This window comes from Mucilaginibacter kameinonensis (genome assembly GCF_003675385.1).
In the GTDB taxonomy this organism is placed as follows: domain Bacteria; phylum Bacteroidota; class Bacteroidia; order Sphingobacteriales; family Sphingobacteriaceae; genus Mucilaginibacter; species Mucilaginibacter kameinonensis.
This window is the reverse complement of the sequence record NZ_RCWZ01000001.1, coordinates 488,526-514,688: the sequence shown is the minus strand read 5'-3', so window position 1 is coordinate 514,688 and position 26,163 is coordinate 488,526. Positions and strand designations below refer to the sequence as shown.

Sequence of the window (26,163 nt, the reverse complement as noted above, 5' to 3'; positions counted from 1 at the left end):
GGATATTTTATAATTGATTAATTATCAGTTATTTACGTGTTATCTTGATACGTGAACCATTAAAACAGAGATATCGGATGGTGAAACGCCGGAAATGCGTGATGCCTGTCCTAAAGTGCGTGGTTTTATCCGCATCAATTTTTCACGGGCCTCTTTTGATAATGACACCAAAGTGTGGTAATCAAAATTTGGATTGATCTCACGGTCTTCCATTTTTTTCATCTTGTCTACAATCTCCATCTCTTTGATGAAATAACTCTCATATTTGATTTTTATTTCAGCCTGCTCAATAGTTTCTTTATCATAGGCCGAGAGTAGTTCTGCCAAAGGAGTGTCTGCTTTTTTAAGATCATCAAAAGTAACCTGTGGGCGGCTCAATAAATTAAATAGCTTATTACTTTGTGTAAGCGCGCTGGTGCCTAATTCTTCTAACAGGCCATTTACCGTTGAAGGATCGATTGACTTGCTTTTGGTATAAGCTACAATGTCGTCGGAGTTTTTTACTTTTTGGTTTACCTTTTCCAAACGTTCATCACTAATCAGGCCTAACTCATGACCCATAGGAGAGAGCCTGATATCAGCATTATCCTGGCGTAATAACAAGCGGTGCTCGGCTCTTGAAGTGAACATGCGGTAAGGCTCTTCAGTACCCTTGGTTACCAGGTCATCTATTAAAACACCAATGTATGATTCAGATCTTTTCAAAATCAACTCATGTTTATCATTGATTTTTTGGTGCGCGTTGATACCTGCAATGAAGCCTTGTGATGCTGCTTCTTCATAGCCGGTAGTACCGTTGATCTGCCCGGCAAAGTACAGGTTGCTGATTTGTTTAGTCTCCAGCGTTAAGCCTAATTGTGTAGGAGGGAAGAAATCGTACTCGATAGCGTAGCCTGGCCTGAACATTTTCGCATTTTCAAATCCCGGGATTTTAGTGAGTGCTTTGTATTGTACGTCTTCAGGTAAGGAGGTAGAGAAACCATTTACATAGATCTCAACTGTATTCAATCCTTCCGGTTCAACAAAAATTTGATGGCGGTCACGCTCAGCAAAGCGGTTGATCTTGTCTTCAATTGAAGGACAATAGCGCGGACCTAAACCTTTAATTCTACCGGTAAACATTGGCGATTTTTCGAAACCTTCTTTCAAAGTTTCGTGTACATCAGTGTTAGTATAGGTAATCCAGCAGCAGCGTTGCTCTTCTATAAAAGGTACATCGGTGAACGAAAATTTACCTCTCACAGGATCGCCCCATTGCTCTTCCATCAGGCTATAGTTTAAACTGCGGCCATCTACACGGGGTGGGGTACCGGTTTTCATACGGCCGGCTTCAAAGCCTAACTCCACCAATTGCTCGGTTAAACCAGTGGCTGCTTTTTCACCTGTACGACCTCCACCAAACTTTTTTTCGCCGATATGGATCACACCATTCAGGAAGGTTCCGTTGGTTAATACTACAGCATCCGCTTCAATTTCGATGCCTATAGAAGTACGTACACCACAAACAGTATTGTTTTTTACCAGTAGTGAGGTCACAGTATCCTGCCAAAAGTCGACATTCGGAGTACGCTCTAAGGATAAACGCCACTCTTCTGCAAACCTCATGCGGTCGCTTTGAGCACGTGGGCTCCACATTGCAGGGCCTTTTGACTGGTTAAGCATCCTGAATTGGATAGATGTTTTATCAGTTATAATGCCCGAATATCCTCCCAACGCATCTATTTCACGTACTATCTGTCCTTTGGCTACACCGCCCATAGCAGGGTTGCAGCTCATCTGAGCAAGAGTACCCATATTCATGGTTATCAGTAAAACTGATGAACCTAAGTTGGCAGCAGCAGCGGCAGCTTCACAGCCCGCATGCCCGGCACCAACTACAATTACATTATATTTCCTAAACATTTTATCCTCCTTGTTCCACGTGGAACGTTGCTTTTTTAAGTCTTAAGTCGGTAGTTCGGAGCCGTAAGTCTGATTTTAATTCGACTTGAGGCTTTAAACTTTTGACTTTGAAAAACGTTCCACGTGGAACGTTTTGTTATGTTTTATATATAAGATTTCTGAATGAAGACTGTAAGCACGAGGCTTGTTGCTTCATATTTAAACTACAAAATTACCTCATCTAAGCAGATGTTCCACGTGGAACCCTGAATAATGATATTAAAGCTACAATTGCCCAAATGCTTTCTAAAACCACAAAAGGGTAGAAGCTTATCATGTACGAAGCATAGCCGCAGGTACCGGCTCCTATAAAATTCATTAAGCTGTACAGCTTGCTCTGAGCCGATAATTTACCGGCTAAATTCAATAAGAATGCAATCAAAAGGATGATTACACCCGTTGTAGCTATGATATCTGAAGTTTTCATTATCCTTCGTTTAACTCGGTTAATTCCATCCAACGAGCGCTTTTATCGTCCAGTTGCTTGTTTAAAACCTCTATTTGCTTTAATATCTCATCAAGCTTTTTAGGATCAATGCCTACTGTATCAAGTTGTGCAGTTTTATCGTTTATGCTTGCTTCAATAGTGTTTATCTCGCCTTCAATATTTTCTAATTCCTTTGCTTCTTTAAAGCTTAACTTGCTTTTTTTAGCTACTGGCGCAGTGGTTTGAGTTAAGGGGGCAGGTTTCTTAGCTTGTTGTTTAGCTTCTTCCAATTCCAAACGATATGACGAATAGTTGCCATTAAAGATTCTTACATGGCCTTTTTCTTCCATGATGAATAGCTGATCAGTTAGCTTATCCAATAAATACCTATCGTGCGATACCATCATCAATACACCGCCGTAATTGGTTAAAAACTCTTCCAGTACGTTTAGGGTGTCAATATCCAAATCATTGGTGGGCTCATCCAGTATCAGGAAGTTCGGGTTCTTCATCAGGATGCTCATTAGCTGCAAACGTTTCTTTTCGCCACCACTTAGCTTTGATATAAAACCATATTGCTTGGCAGGAGGGAAGAGGAACAAGGTAAGCAGTGCAGAAGCCGAAATAGTTTTACCATCGGCCATGGTAATGAACTCGGCAACGTTCTTTACAATATCAATAACACGTTCATCATCCTTAAAAGTAATGCCAGCCTGGTGAAAATAACCTATTACAGTTGTTTCGCCCTTAACTACAGTTCCTTTATCGGGCTGTAAAGCGCCTGTAATGATATTTAAAAGCGTTGATTTACCGCTACCGTTTTTACCAGCTAAACCTATTCTGTCGCCTTTTTTAAATATATAGCTGAAGTTATTGATGTAGGTATTACCATTGAATGACTTGTACAGGTTGTCCATCTCCATAATCTTGTTGCCCTGGCGTGCTGTTTTAACGCTCAATTCAACCTTATCACGGATACCGCCGTTCTTAGTTTTTTCTTCCAGATCATAATAGGCATCAATACGTGCTTTTGATTTAGTACCACGGGCCTGAGGCTGGCGGCGCATCCATTCCAGCTCTTTCCTTAATAGGTTTGAGTTTTTCTGAAACGCTGCTTCATCTGCTGCTTCACGTTCGGCTTTCTTTTCGAGGTAATAACCGTAGCTGCCGTTATAAGGCTGAATTTTGCCACGATCAATCTCCAATATCTCGTTACATACATTATCCAGGAAATACCTGTCGTGGGTAACCATCAAAATGGTTTTGTTTCCTTCGGTTAATAATTTCTCCAACCATTCAATAGTATCAATATCCAGGTGGTTGGTAGGCTCGTCCAGTATGTAAACTTCAGGATCTTCAATAAGCAGCTTGGCTAATGCCAAACGTTTCTTTTGTCCGCCCGATAGGGTAGTAATGTGCTGATTGAGATGATGGATATCTAAACGGCCTAAAATGGTTTTGATCTTGTACTCATATTCCCAGGCATCAACCTCACTCATCTCTTCCATTACCTTTTCAATGGCTTTGGTGTTTTCAGGATCGTTCTCCATCAACTCCTCATACCTGCGGATCAGCTGCTGCTGCACATCATCGGCATGAAAAATATAATCGCTGATGGTAACCGCGTTTTTGAAGTTTGGATCCTGCTCCAGGTAACCCATATTAAGGTCGCGGGCCTGTACTACTTTGCCCTCAGTAGGTTTTATAGTACCACCCAATATTTTTAAGAGGGTTGATTTGCCAGCACCATTAACGCCTACAAGAGCAACCTTACGGCCGCGATTAATACCTATGGTTACATTTTTAAATAACCAGTTGTCATGAAATTGATGGCCAAGGTTCTCGGCAGAAAGATAAGTACTCACGATAGTTGTTTTATGTTATCCGACTCGTATATAAATACACCAGCCGCGTTTTTTATTGATTGTTGATACATGGCCGTAGCAACCGTAGATGCCGCTATGCTTCGGTATTTTTTCCAGCTGCCAAAAAGCAGTGGGTTTACCACTTTCATTAAGCCATTGACAAGTTTTTCCATTGGCCTGCTTTCTTGCCTGTCACCCACTAAAAAGGATGGCCTGTAAATATGTACCGCAGGTACACCTACGGCGCTGATATCAGCCTCGGTTTCACCTTTGGTTTTAGTATAGAAATTAACCCCGTTTATATCGGCTCCTATTGATGAAACTAAATGATATTGCTCAATACCGTTTTGTTTAGCTAATCGCGCCATTAATAACGGATAATCATGATCAATCTTGCGATAGATAGTTAAATCGGGTGTTTTCTTTTTGGTTGATCCTAAACAACAAAACAAAGCATGGCCAGTCAGCTCTTTTTGGTATGTTTCGGGCTGTTCAAAGTCGATAACAAGCTGCGTTAATTTATGATGCTGAAGTGAAAGTTTCTTTCTGACCAGGATCAATACTTCATCATAATAGGCTTGTTCCAATAAAATTTGCAGGAGGTGACTGCCAATAAGTCCGCTTGAGCCTGCAATCACAGCTTTTTTTGCCATTACTTATTGATTTTCCGCAAAAATACGCATAATTAAATTGTGGAATAAATATTGTGTGTTTAAACATGTATTTTAAATAGCATGAAAACAATATTTTATCCCGAAGCAGAACGGGGACACAACGATATAGGATGGTTAAAAGCAAACTTTTCATTCAGCTTTGCATCCTATTACAACCCGGAGAAAATGAATTTCGGCGCATTGCGCGTATTAAATGATGATATTATTGCTGCCGGTCGTGGTTTTGGCAGCCATCCCCATGATAACATGGAGATTATCACCATACCGTTAAAAGGAGGGCTGGAGCATAAAGATAGTATGGGTAATACCGGTGTAGTTAACGCCGGCGAAGTACAGGTGATGTCGGCCGGGACAGGTGTTTATCATTCCGAATATAATGCTTCGCATAAAGAAGCGGCCAATACCCTGCAAATTTGGCTGTTTCCTAAAGAAAGAAATATTCAGCCCCGTTATGATCAGATGAGTTTTAAAGACAGGTTTAAATTGAATGAGCTAACCACCCTGATCTCTCCCGAAAAAAGTAACAACACACTCTGGATAAACCAAGATGCTACATTTTCAATGGGAGAGTTTGAGGCCGGGCAAACCATTAACTATGACATTAAAACTGAAGGCAACGGTGCTTATGTGTTTGTATTGGATGGAGAGGCTAAAATAAACAACCAGGTTTTAAACAAAAAAGATGCGCTGGGCGTTTATGATACAAGTTCACTTACAATTATAACCGAAGAGCCCTCCAGTTTCCTGATCATTGACGTACCAATGTCGTAATCAGTATTTACCTAAGTCCAGAAAGTGAATATTACTGAAAGTTCAAAAACAATTGAGCCTTGCTTTGTTGTAGTTAACAATTATTTAAGATTCACTGATGGAGGCACAGCAGGAACTAAGCGGATGGAGAAAATGGCTTGAAGGCATAGGCGACTATGTAGTATTCTTCACGCGGTTTTTTCGCAACATATTTGCCGGCGGCTTTGAATGGTCGGAGTTTGTAAGGCAATGCTATGAAATAGGCTACAGATCCATGATGCTGGTAGGCATCACCTCCTTCATCATGGGCCTGGTGCTTATTTTGCAACTCAGGCCGTCACTCATTACACTTGGTGCCGAAAGTATGTTACCCAAAACACTTTCGGTAGCGCTTGTGCGAGAAATAGGGCCGGTTATTACCGCCATTATCTGCGCTGGCAAAATAGCATCAAGTATTGGTGCTGAGCTGGGCAGTATGAAGGTTACCGAACAGATTGACGCCATGGAAGTATCTGGCGCTAACCCAGTGCAATACCTGGTGGTTACACGGATATTGGCTACCAGTTTCATGATCCCATTATTAGCCATCATAGGCGATGCTATCGGCCTGTTTGGTGGTTTTCTGGCGTTAAATTTTACCGATAGTATTAGCTTCTCCCTTTACTTCAATAAATGTATAGCCTCGCTTGATTTTACTGATCTGCTGCCCGCTGTAGCTAAAACTGTGCTTTTTGGCTTTGCGGTAGGCTTTGTGGGGTGTTACAAAGGCTATCACTCCGATAAAGGTACCGAAAGCGTAGGTGTTGCGGCTAATTCGGCCGTAGTGACTGCCTCGTTATGGATCTTCATTATTGACGCGATAGCTGTCCAGATCACCAGTTTGTTATTTTATAAATAGGAGATGAAAAAAGCAGACGAACATACCGAGCCTAAGAAAAAGGAACCTGAACAAAAGCAGGAGGTGGTGATCCATGCTAAAGGCATCAAAAAATCCTTTGGTAAAAAGAAGGTGCTTAAGAATATCACTTTCGACCTGAAGAAAGGCGAGAACATTGTGGTGCTGGGTAAATCGGGCCAGGGAAAATCTGTGACCATTCAGTGCGTGGTTGGTATGCTGCAACCCGATGGCGGCGAGCTGGAAGTTTTTGGTGAGAATATAACTGCCATGAACGATGACGAGCTGAAGCAGTTAAGAATGAAGATAGGCTTCCTTTTTCAGGGAGGGGCGCTGTATGATTCTATGACAGTCCGTGATAACCTGGAGTTTCCGCTTACGAGGGTGTTAAAACTCAAAGACCAAAAAGAGATTAATAAAAAGGTGGAAGGTGTATTAGATGCCGTTGGTTTGTTAGACGCGATAGATAAAATGCCTTCTGATCTGTCGGGAGGGATGCGAAAAAGGGTAGGTCTTGCCCGTACGCTGATAGTTAACCCCGAGATTATGCTGTACGATGAGCCTACTACAGGGCTTGATCCCATTACATCCCGCGAAATTAGTGAGCTTATTAATCGCCTGCAGCGCAAATATGAAATATCATCTGTCATTATTACCCACGATATGGAATGTGCCCGCATTACGGCCGACCGGATCCTGGTAATGGATGATGGCGAATATATAGCCGAGGGCTCCTATAAAGAGCTCGAAAAATCGGATAACGAAATGGTTAGATCTTTTTTTAACGAACCTTCATGAAAACTACGTCATCTCAAAAAATAAAAATAGGCCTGTTTACCTTTTTGGGGTTAGCGGTGCTGTTGGTAGCTATATTTTTAATAGGCAATCAAAAAAGTCTGTTCAATTCAACCTTTCATGTTTATGGTCGGTTTAAAAATGTAAGCGGCTTACAGGTAGGCAATAATGTGCGGTTTGCGGGTATCAATGTGGGTGTGGTACAGTCAATTAATATTGTGACCGATAGTTCGGTACGGGTTGACCTTACACTGAATAAAAGCGTTAAAAAGTTTATCAAGAAGGATTCGAAGCTAAGTATAGGCAGCGATGGTTTAATGGGGGATAAGCTGGTTGTAATAGCACCGGGGGGCATTGTTAGCCACGAGGAGATTGAAGACGGCGGAAAGTTAGGGTCGATAAACCCGGTTGATGTAGACAGGATCATCAATAAACTTACCCGTGTGGCAGATAACGCCGAATCGCTGACCGAAAACCTGACCGGCATAGTTGCCAAGATCAATAATGGGCAGGGAAGTATAGGCCGCCTTTTGAACAGCGACAAAATGGCCCGCGACCTGGAAGGCACCGTTAAGCAAGCCCAGACTACCATAAAAACAGTTCACAGTACAACCAACACCCTTAATGAGGACCTTACCGCTGCGCAGCATAACTTTTTGCTGAGAGGTTTCTTCAACAAGAAAAAGAAAATGGAGCAAAAGCGTCAGGACAGCATCCGCAAAGCAAAGGAGCAGATTCAGGAGGATAAAGAAAAGGCAGCCAAAGAAGCCCAAAAACAAAAGGAAAGAGCTGCTAAAGAAGCTGCTGATAAGCAGAAGGATAATAATTGATTAAACACTAATGTCATTTCGACGAACAAGCGCGGATATTGTGAGGTGGCCGTGAGGAGAAATCTTATACTACATGCGCGATCGCTTCGCATGGCGTATAAGATTTCTCTTTCGCCCCGGCGCTAATACCTATCCCTGCTCTATCGAAATGACAGGTTTTTTAATTTAATATACTGTAAATCAGATTATTAAATTAATTAACTTTCTCCAATCTCGCTGCCCAACCTCCTCCGGAAGCCAGTTTAATATTCAGTTTATCTTTTGAGGTTAAATTAACTACAGTTCGCTTATAATCAGTACCATTCCTGTCGGCATTGATGCCATCTTCAAAAATTACGGCTTTGTAAGTGCCTTCGCCTAAAAAGTAGAGATCGATAGCTAATTCACGTGCATCCCAATTAGTCATTGCGCCAATGTGCCACGTGGAACCTTTTCGACGAGCGATGGAAACGTATTCGCCTACTTTTCCGTTCAGGGCAACAGTTTCATCAAAAGTTGTGGGTACAGCAGCTATAAAATCGGTGCTTTCCTGTTCTTTTTGATAGGCCGTTGGGTTATCGGCCATCATTTGTAACGGGGCTTCAAAAATGGTATACATGGCTAACTGATGACAGCGTGTTCCCTGGCTCATGGGGTTACCATTTACAGGGCGAAAGTTGGCTTTACTGGCATTGCGCATAGCTCCGGGAGTATAGTCCATCGGACCGGAAAGCATCCGGATAAACGGGATACTTACGTCGTAAACGGGATGATCTTTAACACCCCATTTTACGTTTTCCAATCCTTTAACTCCCTCAAAATTAAGGATATTAGGAAAAGTACGCTGGATACCGCTGGGTTTATACATACCGTGATAATCTACAATTAATTGATTATCAGCTGCTTTTTGAGCTATTTCATAAAGCGATGATACCATTTTTTGATCATCACGATCGATAAAATCTATCTTGAAACCTTTAATGCCCATTTTTGAAAATTTGGCCATTGCAGCATCCGTTTGCCGGGTGAGGGCGTACCAGCTTGTCCACAAAATAAGGCCCACGTTTTTCTGTTTAGCGTAGTCAATTAATTCCTGCAGATTAATATCCGGTGAGATTTGGTTCAGATCAACAATGTTCGACCAGCCTTCATCCAATACCACATACTCTACTTTATTGGCCGATGCAAAATCGATGTAATATTTATAGGTTGGGTTGTTGATGCCCGCTTTAAAATCAACATGGGTGATATTCCAATCGTTCCACCAGTCCCAGGCTACTTTACCTGGTTTTATCCATGACAGATCTTTAACGCGTGATGGTTCTGATAGTTTTTGTACTATGTCGCTGTTAGCCAGTTGTTTATCATCTGTGCTGATGATCAGTACCCGCCACGGAAAACTGCGTGTACCTTTGGTTTTGGCTATATAATCTGCGCGACCGTTAACTACATAATTCATATTGGCATACCCGCCGGTAGTTTCAACTGTAGGATATTTTGCGAAAGCTCCCCGCAAACTTTGCTCATTTCCGGTTAAATACATCCCGGGATAATCCTGTAGATCTGCTTCCAGGATGGCTGCTTTTTTATCGTTACCGGTACTTACCAAAACCGGTAAAAACGCCAGGCTGTCTTTTGTTACTTCCGAAAGTTTAAGCTTGCTATACAATGCTTCGAACGAAGTTGTCCATTTATCTTTATTGCGGTAATCATTTACAAAGGGGAGATACGCTTTATCATCATCCTTGAAGTTGAAATTGGCTTCTTCATTCATAATGGTGATATTGCCTTTTTTCTGTGTATTGAAGCGATAAGCCACACCATCATTATAAGCCCTGAATATCAGTGAATAATCTCCTTTTAAATTGATAATGAGCTGATTGTATTGATCGTGTACTTTATCTTTTTTATAGATAGGGGTATTGAAATACTGATCAACCGATGTGGTTTTTATATTTTTTACCCTGGGTGATTTTCCCAAAACTTCGCCGCTCTGAAGCGTCATAGATACATCCGACGGCGTAATGATCTCCGTGTCGTCGTGTTTCACCGACCAGGTTATTTTATCGCCGGTTGCTACGCTCAAATCTATCTTGCCATCCGGCGATTTAATGTGATAGTTTTTTATCGTTTGGGCCGCTAAAATCGATACGGAAAAGCAAAGGAAAAGCGTGCATAGAAGTTTCATCTTCATCAGGAGTGGTATTAAGGGTTTAAATGATGGTTTACAGCAATCTAAACTAAGTAATAATCAATTCAATGAGTGATGATTTTATGACGATTTGTGGTGAGATATATACTAAAAAGATGTCATTGCGAGGAGGAACGACGAAGCAATCGCATGCTATACAGGGCGGTTATGCTTAGGTGCGGTTGCCACGTTTCGCTCGGAATGACATGTTTTTTTAAAAAACGCATGCCGACGCTCGGCTCCAGCCGAGTGTCAGTTATTGCCCGGCCTCCCGGCCGGTGTATGCCGTATAAAGGCCAGAGGCCTTGAGATAGTTACCACTCGGCAGGAGCCGAGCGGTGGCGAAACTGAAGTCGAAGAAGAACACTACAGTGAAACTATCAACCCTCCAAACACCCTGAACCCGTTCCTGAATGCGCCATTCATCTGGGTTTTATCAACCTCGCCGCTGTTGAGGTAAAGCTCGTCGGTGCCATTACCGGTTTGCCAGTGCAGGTACCCGCCGCCGGCTTGTATAGCAATAAGTTTGCTAATGGAGTAAGTTAATGCGCCATTCATATTTAAGCCATAGCCGTTTGCATGGTGGCGGTAACTAACAGGATGCTGAAATGTAGTGATCAGGTTCCAGTTGCCCTGGGCATTATAACTTACCTGGTTATAAGTGATATCGGTATTAAATTTTAGTTTTTCAATTAGTTTAAACGAAGTGATGGCCTTAATAAATGCACCTTCCCATTTGGTTTGGTAACTACTATTTAAACCTGGAAAGCGGTTAGCATCATCATATAAATATAACGATTGCCTGTTATCGCTGTAGCCGGTGTAAAGAATAAGAATAAGCCAATCGTTATTAATTAATTGATATCCAATACCTAACGACCAGCCTTGTGTATGGCCTTTGCCAGCATTAAAAGTTTCGTTATAAGTATTGCCGGTGCGGTTATCACCGCTGTAATCCGAATCATTTGCTGTACCCAATGTGATAAATTGCCGGGCATAATCAGCATAAATGCTAAACTTTTGATATACTTTCCATTGCAGGGATGCGGCAATACTTTGTCCACTAAGTTTTGTCCATTTTAATTCCGAAAAAACATTAGGGTTTTGCCCGTTGCTGTTACCTGCTATCGACCAATGGAAGCTTTCGCGCTGATAGCCATCGGTAATATTAAACAGCAATTTGTTATTACCAGATTGAGCATACAGAGCACGAGCGCTTATCATCAGCCATAAAAGACAAAAGCCGGTAAGTTTTTTCATTGGCAGGTTTATAAAACAGAAGCCTGCTCTTAATTACAAGAGCAGGCTAAATATATCATTTAAAATTATTGATTTACACCAAAAGCCTCCCAGCCCGATGCTGTTGCACGGGTACAGGTCATGGCTTGTGTGCCGTTTTCGCTTGAAATGAATTTGCCGTTATTACCCCTGAAGGTAACTTTACCATCGGTAGTTGGTACCCAGTCAAATTTTTCCCAGTCGCCTACGGTAGTGCGGTTACAGGTGATGGCTTGTGTTCCATTTTCACTTGATACATATTTACCCATAGCCTGTAGCGCTACTTTGCCTCCGCCGGCATCAACTACAGTAAATTGTTCCCAGGCCGATGCTGTAGGGCGGTTACAATTCATGGCTTGTGTGCCGTTTTCGCTGCTAACGTATTGGTTGTTAAACCCTTTTAGGGTAATAGTTTGCCCGATAGGAGGGTTGGTGCTGCTGCCAGAAAGGTCATAAACCCGCACATAGTCAACCACCATATTACAAGGCAACGCGCCATCGTTAATGGTATTACCAGGCAAATCGCCACCAATAGCCAGGTTAAGGATGATAAAGAATGGATTATGGAATGCGCCGGTATTGTTAATGTTGTTGGCAATGTTACCGGTTACATACAAGGTATTATCCACATACCAGCGAATAGAATTAGCATCCCATTCAACCGCGTACGTATGGAAACCGGTTGGCGTGGTAGTTGTGCTGCCACCATATTGTACGTGGCCGCCATTATTGTACCAGTGCATGGTGCCTAAAATAGTATTGGAGGTGTTTACCTGCTCCATAATATCTATTTCGCCGCACTGTGGCCAGCCTACTGTGCCAATGTTGGCGCCCAGCATCCAGAATGCAGGCCAGGTGCCCTGAACCCCCGGAAGCTTGATGCTTGCCTCAATACGGCCTGATGTTGGTTGGTATTTACCGGCAGTAGTCAGTTTGGCCGATGTATACGGCTGACCACCAACTGTTTGCTTACGTGCAGTAATGGTAAGGAATCCCCCTGATACAGTGGCATTTGCTGATTGATAATATTCTTTTTCATTGTTAACCCCGGGGTTGCCGTTATCAATGTTCCAGTTAGCTGTGTTAACGCTGGTTCCGTTAAATTCATCGCTCCAGAGCAGCGTACCGGCCCTTGGTGTGGTGCTTGAGCTGCCTGTTGTTTCATCGGCGGTTTTAATGGCAGGCGCTGGCCTGTTCAAATCCTTGCTGCAGGATGAAATTAAGAGCATTAATGCCGACGCGGTAGCGGCACTCTTCGCAAAGTTTAAAAGTTGTTTCATAATGATGGTATTGGTGAATAATTAATTGGTTTCGTAAGTAATTATTGGTTTACGCCAAAGGCTTCCCAGCCCGATGCGGTTGCGCGGGTGCACGTCATGGCCTGTGTGCCATTCTCGCTGGAGATGAATTTGCCGTTATTGCCCCTGAGCGTAACCTTACCATCAGTTGTCGGGATCCAGTCAAATTTTTCCCAGTCGCCATAGGTTGTACGGTTACAGGTAATTGCCTGGGTGCCGTTTTCGGAGGAAACATATTTACCCATCGACTGCAGCGCAATTTTGCCGGCGCCGGCATCAACAACAAGAAATTGCTCCCATGCCGATGCCGTAGGGCGATTGCAATTCATGGCCTGTGTGCCATTTTCGCTGCTTACATATTGATTATTAAAGCCTTTTAGGGTGATAGTAGAGCCAATAGGCGCGCCAGAGCTTGAACCGCTTGATTGTGTGCCTGTCCATTTAAAGGTTGCTACAGCACCCGCGGCTAAAGTGTAAGTGAAAGATTCGGCACCCCATTTTACTTTAAAGCTGGTGCTTGACGAGCCATTGTTAAGGGCAATAAGCACTTTGCTACCATCCGAATTTTTGAAAGCCACGTTTTGGATACTGCCAGATAAGTTTGAAGCGATACGCACGGCACCCGGACGTACAAATTTTGAGGCATGACCGATAATGTAATAACCAACGTTGCGGGTAATAGATGTACCGCTAACGGTGATGCCGCCTAAACAGGTGCTGCAGCCCCCTGCTGTATGCGGGTTATTGTTTGGATCGGCAGCCAGGTTCCACTCGAGTACGTTACGGCTCCAGTTACGGGTTGCGCCTATGATCAGCGTGTTAACGTGCCATGACAGATCTCCGCCAAAATTACTTGGCGCTCCAACCCATTGCTCGGTAAAGTAAACGTTTTTGTTAGGATAGGCATTATGCACATCGGTTAAAGAACTGATATTACCTGCGTACAGGTGAAATGCCGAGCCATCAACGTAAGGATTAGCGCCACCATCGGCCAGTACGGTTTCGGGATAGTCTATCCTGTCGGTATTATGGTCATAGGCAATGATCTTAGTCTGGAAACCGGCTGCCCGGATTTGCGGACCGAGGTTGTTTTTGATAAAATTAGCCTGCTCATTAGGCTGCATCACCATGCTTGGATTGTTGTATGGGTTAAGCGGCTCATTCTGAGGTGTAATAGCATCTATGGTAATACCCTGAGCCTGCATAGCCTGCAGGTATTTTACAAAATAGCGGGCGTATGCATCATAATAGCCGGCCGCGGTATTTAAGCTACCGCCGGTATATCCGTTGTTGCCGGTGGTATTCACCTTCATCCAGGTAGGGGCTGTCCACGGGGTAGCTATGATTTTGATAGATGGATTAATGGCGATGATCTTTTTCAGGATGGGCAGCAGGTCCTGGTTTTCGGCACTGATGCTGAAATTGTTCATGTTAAAGTCGCCGGCGGTTTGGTTGTAAGTAAAATCATTGGCGCTGAGGTCGGAAGCACCGATACTGATACGGATATAGCTGATACCAATTTGTCCGTTAGCTGTACCAAAAAGCTCATTAAGTACATTGGTTTGATTGGCTCCAAGACCATTAAGCAGCCCGGCGCTGCCACCAGTTAAGGTAAATCCAAAGCCATCAATGCCCTGGTAGGTTTGGGTTTCGTCTACCGTAATGGTGGTTGCGTTGGTACCGGCATCGGCAGCAAAGTTAAAGCTGGTTTGAGCCTGTAAAAGATTTGACTGATCGGCTGTTGTAAGCCAGGCATTTACAACTTCGTTGGCTGCGCGGGCCACGGTTCCGCTTGTTTTTTGATCAGGCGCTTCAGGGGCGTTTACATTCTTTTTACAGGAGTAAAAAGTAGCGGCAGAAAGCAGGGTGAGGACTGCAAGCCGCATTAATTTGTAATTGATTTTCATTTAGTTATTATTTAGTTGATTGATTTGATATTCAAAAAACATCACATAAGCCGCTATACAACAGCTAAATACATATAATGATATTTAACTTTCGCTTAAGAATATCAAAGCATTGTTTTGGGGCGAATGCACCCATACAATACTGTTTTCCATAAAGCAGAGCTATGTATAGCTTAAAATTGGTTGTAGCAAATCTACAGGAATTTAAACGGATCAATCAAGTAAAATGTTCATAAATAATTGATTTATAGTATATTATATAAATTTTAATACGCTTACATCGCATGGTTTAAAACCGCAAAAAGTACTTTAAATGCGCTGCGCAACGTTTTTGTTGCAATGAAAATTTTTTTGTGATACGCTTATTTCACAATTGCTTTTAAAGAAAAAATGACTAAGTATAGCTTTTAGCTATAAATAAATAGGAGGAGAGGGGGTGGGAGTAAAAAATAGATGCTATCGAAGAAACTTAAAAAAGGCTTTTTTTACTGGCGCAAGTATGAAGGGCCGGCAATATGGGTAAAGGCTACTTGGGCCTTTGTCGAGGCACAAGTAGCCTATGCGCAACCCTCGCCACATACTTGCGCCAGTCAAAACTTAAAAAAGACTTCATTGCGAGGTGGAGTGGAAGTTAAGGATTCGTGCTGTTATCAATCACCAATTTGCTCCATCCTTTATCACCGGCATTTTTGATCTCTTTTTTGCGTTGCTCCATTACTTTTTTAATACGCGAGCTATATGCCCAACAGGTACTTTGGCGAATAGAAAGGATTTCGGAGAGTTTATGTGATGAGATCTTACCCTTGGTTGAGTACATCAGGAAGATCATATAAAAAGCCTTATTGATAGGAATGCGGGTATTTTGCAGAATAGTGTAGGCTATCACCGACTCTTCATAACCACATTTTGAACATCTGCGACTATAGGGGAGATGTCCGCTGCCATAGTGGGTATTGCTGCATTTACGGCAGGCATAACCATGTTCCCATTTCAGATCTGACAGGAATTTGAAACAGGTTTCCCTGTCCGGATAAATGCGGCTGAATTCTTCAAAATCAACTTCGGTAAGCATCACCCTGTCGTGGGTTACTTTTTCAATATCGTTGTGCAATATGATATTATCTTTTTCCAGCAGCACATTCATGCGCGATATTTCTTCGGCTTGTTGCTGCAGCAATTCATTAACCGATTTCAGTTCTTCGTTTTGCTCGGCTATCATTGATGATTTTTCAACAAGTTCCCGGGTACGTTCCTGAACCTGGGCTTCAAGGCTGCGGTTAAGCGTATCTTTCAGCTCCTCATTTTGCTTCATCTGCGCTATGATATTTTGCTGGGCAACGTCCTTTTCCTTTTTAAGGATCCGTACCTTATCGCCGATAGCAAAAGAGATGAACAGCATCTCCATAATAAAACAAACACTCAAACTGTAATAATCAAACTCCGTAACAGGTAACCACCAGATATTTAGCGCTATGCAGGTTTTAATGATAAAGCCCGTAAGCAGGAAAGTATAACCGATAACAAAAAAACGTGCCGGCTTATAGCCTTTGATCAATACATAACAACCGGCATAAAAGGAGATGCATAGCGGTAAAAATTCGATGATCTTGTAATTGAACCAGGCCATATTAATGGTTATACAGGCCAGGAAATAAAGACATCGGAAAACGATAACCCCTTTTATCACCTTGTTTAAGCGCGGGGCATTCACTTTTAAATTAAGCAATTTTTGCGCGAAAAGAATGGCGAAAATACTGGCCGAAAATAAGGCTATGCCGTAAGCATAGTTGTTCCATGCGGGATAGTTAGGCCAGATGTATTGATAGGCTATCCCATCGGCACACATTTCGTAAAGGCCGATGCTCAGGTTATAGATAATGTAGTACAGGTATTGTACCTGGCGCATGGCTATGAACATCATGAAATTGTACAGGCCGAAAACCAGGATCATGCCGTAAAAAACACCGAAAAAGAAATATTCGTCAAGGGCGTAGCCAATAAACCGGCTTACTGTGCGTAACACCATGATCACATTAACCGAGTGCCCCGAACGGATGCGGATGTAATAAACATCATCGGGCCCATGGTTGCTGTTTATGTTTACACTAAAGTTTTTGTGTTTGTAGAAACGGGCGGAAAAAGGATGACTACTGCCTAATGAAGTTGCCCGGTAAGTATCATTGACCGGCGAGTAAACGGTAATGCTATCAATGGTTTGATCAAAAAACTCCAGGATCCAATTGTTATTGGTGGCAACGGCCTTACCAATTTTTATGCGGTACCAATAGGCCGAGTTATTATGCTGGGTAACGGGGGTAGGTTGCGGATTTGCCTGAAATTTACCCGCGAGATAAGCGGCGTGGATACCATCCAGACCAAGCTTTCCGGTTGTATCCTCAAAATAAATGATTTGCTTATATTCAAAAATGTGCTGGTTTACATTGTCATTTATTTGAACGGTAGTTTGGGCCTTTATGCTTGTTGAAAAGCATAAGCAAAACACAACAATACCGATAAATGATCTCAGTAGCAGTTTAAACATAGGCTCAGCAAAATGGATGTTTTTCGCACCTGTAATGTTGGATTCATTACAGGCGCGAATGAAATGGTTGTTTGGTTAGCGTCAGGCCGGATACAATTATAATATTTTTATTTTTCTATTCCTATTAAAAGTACGATATACAGTTATTTAAATTGTTAATTTTTAGCTATTTGTTGTTAATATACGGTTTTTACCACACATAAGTGGCTACCGAACCGTTGGCTAAAGTGCTTGAGGCTGTTTTTCCATCTATCTTAAAATTAAAGGTTTGCTGACTTCCGCTTGAGTTTAGCACGATTAAAACCGTGCTGCCATCGGTATTTTTGAAAGCCACGTTTGGTAGGCCCGTTACATTGTCAGAAGAGATCCGGACAGCTCCCGGCCTAACAAATTTTGAGGCATGTGCAATAATATAATACGACACATTTTTTGTTACTGCCGAAGAGGAAGTAACGGTTAATGCTCCGCGGCAGGTTGTACAGCCTCCATCCGTGTGCGGACCGTATTCTGTATCGGTAGCAAGGTTCCACTCCAGTACATTGCGGCACCAGTTACGTGTTGCGCCAATAATAAGGTTGCTTACATGCCATGATAAATCGCCACCAAAGCCGCCGTTCGATGGAGTATATTGTTCGGTAAAATAAAGGTTTTTGTTAGGGAAGGCATCGTGCAGCGGGCCAAGTGCGTTAATATCACCATTATATAAGTGGAAGGCTGATCCATCAACAAAAGGGTTAGCTGTGCCATCGCTGAAAATATCTACGGGATAACGTGTATTATCGGCATTGTGATCATAAACAATAATCTTGGTGGTGATACCTGCTGTTTTAAACTGAGGGCCAAGGTTGTTTTTGATAAAGTTAGCCTGCTCGTTTGATGGCATATACATGGCCGGGTTGTTATTTGCGTTCAGCGGCTCGTTTTGCGGGGTGATGGCATCAATGGTAATGCCTTCGGCTTTCATGGCCTGGATGTATTTTACAAAATAGCGGGCATAAGCATCATAGTAGGCAGTATTCAAACTACCGCCTTTAAAGCCATTATTTCCAAGCGTATTAACTTTCATCCAGGTAGGGGCCGTCCAGGGGCTGCCTAATATTTTAATGTTTGGGTTAATAGCAAGGATCTTTTTCAAAACGGGGATCAGATCGGCTTTTTCGGCATCGATAGAAAAGCTTTTCAGGTCGACATCCGTTTGACCTGGCGTTACTTCATCATAAGTATAATCGGTAGCACTCATATCAGATGCGCCTATGCTGATGCGGAGATAACTCACACCAATGTGGGTATCGTCGGTCTGGAAAAGATCCTTCAGCACCTCGTCCTGTTTTTGGGCGGTAAGTTTATTAAGTACCATGGCGCTGCCGCCGGTGAGGCAATAACCAAAACCATCAATAGTTTGGTAGGTAGTGGCTGCATTGATATTAATAGTTGAGCCGCTGCCCGCTGTTGTGCTAAAATTGATAGCTGCATTTTGTTTAGCGAAAGCAGTAGTTTGATCGGCAGTAGTAAGCCACATGACAACATCACTTTTAACCGGCGTTACTACCGGAGGAGTAACAGGTGGAGCAATAGGCGCTGGTGTTACGGTTGATTTTTTGCCGCAGGCTTCGCCACTAAAAACACCGACAGTAATAAATGAGGCTAACAGAACTCTTGTAAAATTATTTTTCATTCAGGGATACATTTAAAGCCGGGTTGACCGCAGTTTAGCGACTTTATTTTTGTTAAAAATTGGTTTATTTGATAGCTTAACATTACTAATATATGAACCGCTTATGGCTATAACAAGCGTATATTTGTGGTGCTATGGTATCAAATGGGCGTTTTTAAGAAATCATGATACGCTTCAATACCAAACGAAACTATTGCCTGCAAGGCAAAAAACTATAAAAGCTATGCAAAGCGAACAATACAATACCAATTCAAAAAAAGTTATATTTTTTTTATTTGCCCTGCTGTTTACGGCAGGTTTAAGTGCAAACGCGCAGAATATCCGGGTTGCGGCAGCAGCCAACCTGCAGCCGGTAATGGAGGTTTTGCAAAAAGACTTTAAGCAAAAAACGGGTATTAGCATTGACGCTGTAATAGGCTCGTCGGGTAAGTTGGTAGCACAGATTAGTAACGGAGCGCCGTTTGATGTGTTTTTATCTGCCGATATGAGTTTTCCGGAGACTTTATTTAAAAATGGTTTCGCTAAAGAAAAACCGGTAGTGTATGCCTCCGGCAGTCTGATTATTTGCAGTACGCAAAACATCGGTTTTGAAAACTGGGAGCGCTTATTACTTTCGGCCAGGGTAAAGAAGATAGCGGTAGCTAATCCTGCTATCGCTCCTTATGGTAAAGCCGCCGAGCAGTCCCTTCAGGATAAAGGCATTTTAGATGATGCCAAACCTAAAATAGTTTATGGCGAAAGCATCTCGCAGGTAAATACTTATATCACCACAGGAGTGGCCGATGTTGGTTTTACCACACAATCGCTGGTGAAGGAACTCGGAAATAAAACGACATTATATTATAAGGTTATCGATCCCAAAACCTATGAGCCGATACAACAAGGTATCGTGATCCTGAAACATGGGGCTGATAATCCTTCGGCAGATAAATTTTATCGCTACATTTTAAGTCCGGCCGCGAAAAGTATTTTCAAAGCTTATGGTTACCGGGTGCAATAATTTGTATTTTTATTGATGGACCTATCGCCCATATGGCTTACGTTAAAATTAGCAGGTATTACCACGTTGCTGCTGTTGCTTGTCGGTTTGCCGTTTGCCTGGTGGCTTTCGCGGGGCAGATCATTTATTAAGCTCATCATCGAAGCAATTATTACCATGCCTTTGGTGCTGCCGCCATCGGTACTGGGTTTTTATTTGCTGCTGGCTTTTAGTCCGCAGCATGGTTTGGGGAAATGGCTGCACGATACTTTTGATGTACAACTGGTTTTTTCTTTTCCCGGGTTGATTCTTGCCTCAGTGATTTACAGCATGCCTTTTATGGTGGGGCCGGTAAAATCGGCATTACAGCAATTACCGGCGTCCCTGGCCGAAGCGTCATACACGCTGGGCAAAACCGAATGGCAAACTTTCCGGTATGTGTTATTACCCAATATCAAACCATCATTATTAACGGCGGCAGTTTTAACCTTTGCTCATACTTTAGGCGAGTTTGGTGTGGTGCTGATGATAGGAGGGAACATTCCCGGTGTTACAAGGGTGGCATCTATTGCTGTGTATGACTCGGTAGAAAAGATGGATTATGCCTCGGCAAATAATTACTCGCTCATTTTATTTTCGATTACGTTTATCTTGGTGATGGCTGTTTTTATATTTAATAAATACCAGGCGAAAGGCCCTTTAGCATGATCAAGGTAGATATCGAAATAAAACTAAAGACCTACCACGACAGGCAATTGCTTAAAATAAAAAAGCAGTTTACCACGGGCAGTATCACCAAGATTTTAGGGCCGTCCGGTTCGGGAAAAACTACGTTGCTGAAGATGATAGCCGGGCTGGCTTCTCCCAAAAACGGAACAATCGTAGTTGATGGCATTACCTGGTTTGATGCTGAACGGAAAATTAACCTGTCACCTCAAAAAAGACACACCGGGTTTGTATTTCAAAGTTATGCCTTGTTCCCGAACATGACTGTACAACAGCACCTGGAATATGGCACAACTGATGCGGACTGGATAAAGCGATTAGTAAAACTTGGGCAACTGGATAAATTTATTGATCATAAACCCGACCATCTCTCCGGAGGCCAACAACAGCGCCTGGCCATTTTAAGGGCTTTAGCCATTAAACCCAAACTGCTTTTAATGGATGAGCCGTTTTCGGCACTGGACAGTAAGATGAAAACTAAGTTAATAGCTGAACTTAAGCCTTTAATTAAGCAATTGGGTATTACCACCATTATTGTAAGCCATAATTTGCAGGAGCTGGAATTGTTTGAAGGGGAGGTAATGGATTTTGAGGGGTTATCATAAACCTCCTTTGGAGTAAATTGGTTACTGTTTTGTTCTGCCTGGAGATTAGGGAAAACCAAAAAATGTCATTGGGAGGAGGAACGACGAAGCAATCTCGTAGTTATACAGGGCGGCCATGCTTCCGTGCGATTGCCGCGCTACGCTCGCAATGACATGATTTATAGCTTAACACCAACAAAAACCTTAATTATTTGCTATTACTCTTATCCCCGTCAGATATTGACTTGATTAGGCTGCCCCATGCAAGCGGGTTTAGCAATGGGTTAGGGGTAAGCGAGTGCGAATTCAGGATAGTGGTATGCATACTTTGTGCATTGGCCGATTGTATCTCCTGGGCATCGCGGGGTAAAGTATTATACAGAGCTGATAATGTTGCCTTACTGATATTTTTACGGGCTATTTCCAAATCATCATCGGCAAGTTTTATAGCCAAAAAGTCTTTCTTAAACTCATCGGTAGTTGCCCACGGAAACACGTGGAAAGTAGGCAGGTTAATGATCTGCGCCTTAAGGGATACCTGGGTGGTATAGCTTTCATTCGGCAGGTTTGCCGGGATAACAACCGTAACTGGCGCGTAGCCAACACAGGTAAAACGAAGGGTATCGCGTTCGTGTACCACAAATGAGAAGTATCCCTTGTAGTTTGATACGTTAATAATGTTGTGTGCTGTAGTATTGGTAATGGTTACGTAAGGGATAGTGATCTTGACACTATCGGCATTATGTGTGATGCCTGTAAACTGCACAACAGGGCGGTCTTTGCTTTGCGCAAAAGCTCCCATTGATACAAACAGAAATAACAGGCCAACTAAATACTTCATAAAACCATTAACTACTTACCTCAACATATATTACGCTGACAGGGTTAAAATAGTTTTTAAACTTCATCAAAAGTAAGTCATATCCCCAAATTGAACCGGGGATTTAACATTACTTAACAATTACCTTAAATTTTCCGGAAGCACGGCATTAGGGTCGTCAATGTCCGTTAGGTTAATGGCCTCAATGGCGGTAACTTCGGGCACGGCTTTTTTAATGGCCTGCTCAATACCGGCCTTAAGGGTCATGATGCTCATTGGGCATGATCCGCATGAACCCAATAGTTTTAGTTTAACAACACCTTCAGGAGTTATCTCCTCAACAGAAACATTCCCCCCATCAGCCTCCAAATACGGACGGATAGTATCTAAAGCTGCTTCAACCTGATTTAATAAACTCATTTTTATTAATTTATAACGTTATGTAAAGTTATTAATTATTTACAATATTTTCTGCACTTAGTGCTTTAGCGTTTGATATGGCAACCTGCTGGGCAACCCGTTCGGCCATTTCAACAAAGGCGGCTGTCATTGGGCCATTGTCTTCAAGCACTGTTGGTTTACCGGCATCGCCCGAATCACTGATTCCTTTAATCAATGGGATTTCGCCAAGAAAAGGGACTTCCAATATCTCGGCCAGTTTGTGGCCACCGCCTTTTCCAAATATATAATATTTATTCTCCGGCAGTTCGGCAGGGGTAAAGTACGACATGTTTTCAACCACTCCTAATATAGGCACATTGATAGCCGGCATCATAAACATGCCAATACCTTTTTTAGCATCGGCAAGGGCTACGTTTTGCGGCGTGGTAACAATTACTGCTCCTGTTACCGGGAAGCTTTGCGTTACCGTAATATGGATATCGCCAGTACCCGGCGGCAGGTCGATCACTAAATAGTCAAGGTCGCCCCAGTCGGCATCATTAAACAATTGTTTTACCGCGGTTGATACCATCGGTCCGCGCCATGGCACAGGTTGATTAGGATCTGTAAAGAAACCTATCGACAGCAATTTGATGCCATATTTTTCAATAGGCTCAATGCGTGTTTTGCCTTCAACCTGGCTGGCCATTGGGCGCGCACCCTCTAAACCAAACATAATAGGTACCGATGGGCCATATATATCAGCATCAATCAAACCAACTTTGGCACCTGATTTTGCCAGTCCTAAAGCCAGGTTTGCAGCTACGGTTGATTTACCAACGCCACCTTTGCCCGACGCTACAGCAATTATATTTTTTACACCCGGAACGCCGGTGTTTTTTTGAGTTGTTACCTGCGAGGTCATGTTGATATTAATAACGGCCTCTTTGCTCACAAAATGGAGGATGGCATTGCGACATGCATTCTCTATCATGGCCTTTAACGGGCATGCCGGTGTGGTAAGCACAACCGAGAAGCTTACGTTGTTGCCATCGATACGGATGTCCTGGATCATGTTAAGGGTTACGAGGTCTTTTTTCAGATCCGGCTCCTCAACATTGCCCAGTGCCTGTAATACTTGTTCTTTAGTAATTGTCATAATATGAGGCAAATTTATGAAAACAGGTCGTTGATTAAGTTTATTGGGAAACAATTTGCATAAACAACCGTTTGCAGGGGATAAGATTTAGTTTAGTTTTGGATAAAATTAACAAATGAAGCGCCTTAATCCTAAATATATACGCATAGCCGCATACATTCTCGTTCCCTTAATTCTTATTCTGCTTATCGGCGGATATGTTGCCTACTCAAAACGCGGAGCACTGCTCGAAAAAGCCATTGACAAAGCTAAATTAAAAGCCAAAAGAGATTATAATTTAGATGTAAAAATAGGATCGGCCCAATTTACCGGACTAAGTACAGTTTCATTTTCGGATATCAGCATCGTACCCGACGGGCGCGATAGTTTGCTGAACATCAAAAACTTTGTGGTGAGCGTAAGGATTATGCCGCTGGTGTTGGGCGAGGTAAAGCTATCGGATGTGGTATTACAGGACGGTTTCATTCATCTCATTGACAAAAACGGGGTTAAAAACTTCGATTTCCTGTTTAAAAAGAAAAAGGATTCGACGGCTACTGATACCAAAGCCGATTTAAGCAATATAGCCCATAACCTAATCAACGAAGTGCTTTATAAGATTCCGGATAACTTAGCGCTCAATAATTTCATGATCAGCTTTAAGAGCGACAGCGCGCAGCTTAAGCTTTTAGCACAAACAGCCCTGATCAAAGACGGACAGCTAAGCTCAACTATAAAAGTAAACGACGGGGAAGCTACCTGGCATTTTGCGGGTAAAATGCATCCGTCGGATAAAGACATCGACGTAATGCTTTATGCCGATAATCGCCAAAAAGTGGAGCTGCCTTTCATCGAAAAGAAATTTAACCTGAAGCTTAACTTCGATACGCTGCAAACCAAACTAACCAAGGAGGATCACAGCAGCGGCGAAACATCTATTTCGGGCTCATGGTCGGTAAAAAACTTGTTGATCCATCATCCGGGCATTTCGTCTACCGATATCGTGTTCCCGGAGGCGGCTATTGACGCCGATGTTAAAGTAGGAACCAATTATGTATCCATCGATAGTACCTCCACCATCCATGTAAAAAAATTAACAGCCCATCCATTTATTAAATACACGCTTAACCCGGTAAAAATTTATGAACTGAAGCTGAACACCGGATGGCTTAACGCCGCCGATATGTTTGATTCGTTCCCTACCGGGATGTTTGACGCGCTTGATGGCATCCAGGTTGCCGGTAAGCTGAACTATCACATGAACTTTTTCATGGATACTTCAAAACCTGATGATCTGATATTTGATTCGGGGATGGATAAAGACAACTTCCGGATCCTGAAATTTGGTCGCACCGATTTAACCAAATTGAACAGCCCATTCATTTATACGCCATATGAAAAAGGCAAGCCAATGGCGCCGCATTTGATTGGCCCCGAAAATCCGGAATTTACTCCGCTACAGCAAATTTCGCCTAATTTGAGAAACGCGGTGATGACAGCGGAGGATCCTTCATTTTACACCAATCATGGCTTTGTGATGGAGGCTATCCGTAAATCGATAGCTACCGACTTTAAAACAAAAAAATATAAACGCGGTGGCAGCGGCATATCGCAGCAGCTGGTTAAAAACGCTTTCCTGAGCCGTGAAAAAACCATGGCCCGCAAAATAGAGGAGATCCTGATTGTTTGGCTTATCGAAAACAACCGCATCATGACCAAAGACAGGATGCTGGAGGTTTACTTTAACATTATTGAATGGGGAAAGAATATTTATGGTATTGCCGAAGCTTCGCATTATTACTTCGGCAAGGCTCCGTCCGAACTTAGCTTGGGCGAAAGTATTTACCTGGCCAGCATTGTTCCATATCCTAAAGGCGGATTATACGCGTTTCAGCCGGATGGCAGTTTGCGACCGGGACTGCATGGCTATTTTAACCTGATAGGAAAGCTGATGGCTATAAAAGGTTATACCGCCCGCGACACCAACGCCTATGGTTTTTACGAAGTGCGTTTAAGAGAAAGTCTGCGCCGCCAGATTGCGCCTGTTGATACCGCTACTGCCGATAGCCTCATGAAACAAGGCGGAGCAGACGATGACAGCATTTTACCTGTTGTTGAAGAGCCAGTAAAAAAACCGAACTTTTTCCAGCGCCTTTTTGGTAAAAAAGATACTACCGAACAAAAGGCTGAAGAAAAACAGAAGCAAAAGGAACAAACAATTAAAGAGCAGATCAAAGCTCAAATAGAAGCGCTTAAAGCCGAATACAAGCTGAAGATTGACGCCGTAGATACCACCGGCGGTCGAACCCGGAAAGAAGTGCGGCAGGAGAAAAGGCGGTTGAGGAATGAAGAGGACGAGAAGGAAAAGGAGCTGAAGGATAAGATGCCGTGAGGTTCCGATATGTCATATATTCAAACGGGCATTCTGTAAATCAGAATGCCCGTTTTGTATTTAATAAACCCGAAGACATAATCAATTTACAATTAC

At 42.8% G+C, this 26,163-nt stretch carries 21 protein-coding genes; 8 read left to right on the top strand and 13 right to left on the bottom strand.

Annotated elements, in window-relative coordinates; all coding sequences use genetic code 11:
• Positions 1-39: 39 nt before the first annotated feature.
• The 4 genes from mnmG to EAH55_RS02290 form a co-directional block, all read right to left on the bottom strand.
• Positions 40-1,902 (bottom strand): tRNA uridine-5-carboxymethylaminomethyl(34) synthesis enzyme MnmG, encoded by a 1,863-nt coding sequence (gene mnmG / locus EAH55_RS02305; protein WP_121808323.1) that lies wholly within the window; start codon positions 1,900-1,902, stop codon positions 40-42.
• A 220-nt stretch (positions 1,903-2,122) separates the two neighbouring features.
• On the bottom strand, positions 2,123-2,368 hold the full coding sequence (locus EAH55_RS02300; protein WP_091210202.1) for a CBU_0592 family membrane protein: 246 nt from the start codon (positions 2,366-2,368) through the stop codon (positions 2,123-2,125).
• The gene (locus EAH55_RS02295; protein ID WP_121808322.1) at positions 2,368-4,233 is read right to left on the bottom strand and encodes an ABC-F family ATP-binding cassette domain-containing protein; all 1,866 of its coding nucleotides are present in this window, start codon (positions 4,231-4,233) and stop codon (positions 2,368-2,370) included. Before EAH55_RS02295 ends, EAH55_RS02300 begins: the two co-directional genes overlap by 1 nt.
• Positions 4,230-4,886 carry an oxidoreductase gene (locus EAH55_RS02290; protein ID WP_121808321.1) on the bottom strand — a complete coding sequence of 219 codons (657 nt, stop codon included), beginning with the start codon at positions 4,884-4,886 and terminating at the stop codon, positions 4,230-4,232. The genes EAH55_RS02295 and EAH55_RS02290 overlap by 4 nt, the downstream gene beginning before the upstream one ends.
• A gap of 81 nt (positions 4,887-4,967) precedes the next feature.
• On the opposite strand from EAH55_RS02290, the gene EAH55_RS02285 reads away from it, so the two are divergent.
• The 4 genes from EAH55_RS02285 to EAH55_RS02270 all read left to right on the top strand — a co-directional run bounded on the left by EAH55_RS02285 (position 4,968) and on the right by EAH55_RS02270 (position 8,177).
• Positions 4,968-5,678: a pirin family protein gene (locus tag EAH55_RS02285; RefSeq protein ID WP_121808320.1), complete on the top strand. Its 711-nt coding sequence runs from the start codon at positions 4,968-4,970 to the stop codon at positions 5,676-5,678.
• A 97-nt stretch (positions 5,679-5,775) separates the two neighbouring features.
• Positions 5,776-6,555, top strand: coding sequence for an MlaE family ABC transporter permease (locus EAH55_RS02280; RefSeq protein WP_112576073.1), 780 nt, complete (start codon positions 5,776-5,778; stop codon positions 6,553-6,555).
• 3 nt (positions 6,556-6,558) lie between these two features.
• Complete coding sequence (locus EAH55_RS02275; RefSeq protein ID WP_114939601.1) at positions 6,559-7,350, top strand: ABC transporter ATP-binding protein; 792 nt, start codon at positions 6,559-6,561, stop codon at positions 7,348-7,350.
• Positions 7,347-8,177 (top strand): MlaD family protein, encoded by an 831-nt coding sequence (locus EAH55_RS02270; protein ID WP_121808319.1) that lies wholly within the window; start codon positions 7,347-7,349, stop codon positions 8,175-8,177. The genes EAH55_RS02275 and EAH55_RS02270 overlap by 4 nt, the downstream gene beginning before the upstream one ends.
• A 193-nt stretch (positions 8,178-8,370) precedes the next feature.
• Here EAH55_RS02270 and EAH55_RS02265 read toward each other — a convergent pair whose 3' ends face one another.
• The 6 genes from EAH55_RS02265 to EAH55_RS02240 all read right to left on the bottom strand — a co-directional run bounded on the left by EAH55_RS02265 (position 8,371) and on the right by EAH55_RS02240 (position 19,047).
• The gene (locus tag EAH55_RS02265) at positions 8,371-10,350 is read right to left on the bottom strand and encodes a glycoside hydrolase family 97 protein (RefSeq protein ID WP_121808318.1); all 1,980 of its coding nucleotides are present in this window, start codon (positions 10,348-10,350) and stop codon (positions 8,371-8,373) included.
• A 363-nt stretch (positions 10,351-10,713) separates the two neighbouring features.
• A complete protein-coding gene (locus EAH55_RS02260) occupies positions 10,714-11,607 on the bottom strand; it encodes a hypothetical protein (protein ID WP_121808317.1) in 894 nt (297 codons plus the stop codon).
• A 65-nt stretch (positions 11,608-11,672) separates the two neighbouring features.
• A complete protein-coding gene (locus tag EAH55_RS02255) occupies positions 11,673-12,905 on the bottom strand; it encodes a family 16 glycosylhydrolase (protein WP_121808316.1) in 1,233 nt (410 codons plus the stop codon).
• Between the two features lie 41 nt (positions 12,906-12,946).
• Positions 12,947-14,830, bottom strand: a complete 1,884-nt coding sequence (locus EAH55_RS02250; protein ID WP_121808315.1) for a glycoside hydrolase family 30 beta sandwich domain-containing protein — start codon at positions 14,828-14,830, stop codon at positions 12,947-12,949.
• A 631-nt stretch (positions 14,831-15,461) separates the two neighbouring features.
• The gene (locus EAH55_RS02245; RefSeq protein ID WP_121808314.1) at positions 15,462-17,372 is read right to left on the bottom strand and encodes a 7TM diverse intracellular signaling domain-containing protein; all 1,911 of its coding nucleotides are present in this window, start codon (positions 17,370-17,372) and stop codon (positions 15,462-15,464) included.
• 190 nt (positions 17,373-17,562) lie between these two features.
• A complete protein-coding gene (locus EAH55_RS02240; protein ID WP_121808313.1) occupies positions 17,563-19,047 on the bottom strand; it encodes a glycoside hydrolase family 30 protein in 1,485 nt (494 codons plus the stop codon).
• A 103-nt stretch (positions 19,048-19,150) separates the two neighbouring features.
• Between EAH55_RS02240 and modA the strand changes: the two genes are divergently transcribed.
• Genes modA through EAH55_RS02225 form a run of 3 tightly spaced genes read left to right on the top strand, consistent with a single transcriptional unit; the run spans position 19,151 to position 21,357 of the window.
• Positions 19,151-20,047 (top strand): molybdate ABC transporter substrate-binding protein, encoded by an 897-nt coding sequence (gene modA, locus EAH55_RS02235; RefSeq protein WP_244228079.1) that lies wholly within the window; start codon positions 19,151-19,153, stop codon positions 20,045-20,047.
• Positions 20,048-20,062: 15 nt separating this feature from the next.
• Complete coding sequence (gene modB / locus EAH55_RS02230; protein ID WP_121808312.1) at positions 20,063-20,734, top strand: molybdate ABC transporter permease subunit; 672 nt, start codon at positions 20,063-20,065, stop codon at positions 20,732-20,734.
• A complete protein-coding gene (locus tag EAH55_RS02225) occupies positions 20,731-21,357 on the top strand; it encodes a sulfate/molybdate ABC transporter ATP-binding protein (protein ID WP_121808311.1) in 627 nt (208 codons plus the stop codon). Before modB ends, EAH55_RS02225 begins: the two co-directional genes overlap by 4 nt.
• Positions 21,358-21,544: 187 nt before the next feature.
• Here the strand turns inward: EAH55_RS02225 and EAH55_RS02220 are convergent, their stop codons facing one another.
• The 3 genes from EAH55_RS02220 to EAH55_RS02210 form a co-directional block, all read right to left on the bottom strand.
• Positions 21,545-22,177: a hypothetical protein gene (locus EAH55_RS02220; protein WP_121808310.1), complete on the bottom strand. Its 633-nt coding sequence runs from the start codon at positions 22,175-22,177 to the stop codon at positions 21,545-21,547.
• Positions 22,178-22,297: 120 nt separating this feature from the next.
• Positions 22,298-22,576, bottom strand: a complete 279-nt coding sequence (locus EAH55_RS02215) for a NifU family protein (RefSeq protein WP_112568188.1) — start codon at positions 22,574-22,576, stop codon at positions 22,298-22,300.
• A gap of 31 nt (positions 22,577-22,607) precedes the next feature.
• Positions 22,608-23,696, bottom strand: coding sequence for an Mrp/NBP35 family ATP-binding protein (locus tag EAH55_RS02210; protein ID WP_121808309.1), 1,089 nt, complete (start codon positions 23,694-23,696; stop codon positions 22,608-22,610).
• 115 nt (positions 23,697-23,811) lie between these two features.
• On the opposite strand from EAH55_RS02210, the gene EAH55_RS02205 reads away from it, so the two are divergent.
• The gene (locus EAH55_RS02205) at positions 23,812-26,067 is read left to right on the top strand and encodes a transglycosylase domain-containing protein (RefSeq protein ID WP_121808308.1); all 2,256 of its coding nucleotides are present in this window, start codon (positions 23,812-23,814) and stop codon (positions 26,065-26,067) included.
• Positions 26,068-26,163 lie beyond the last annotated feature (96 nt).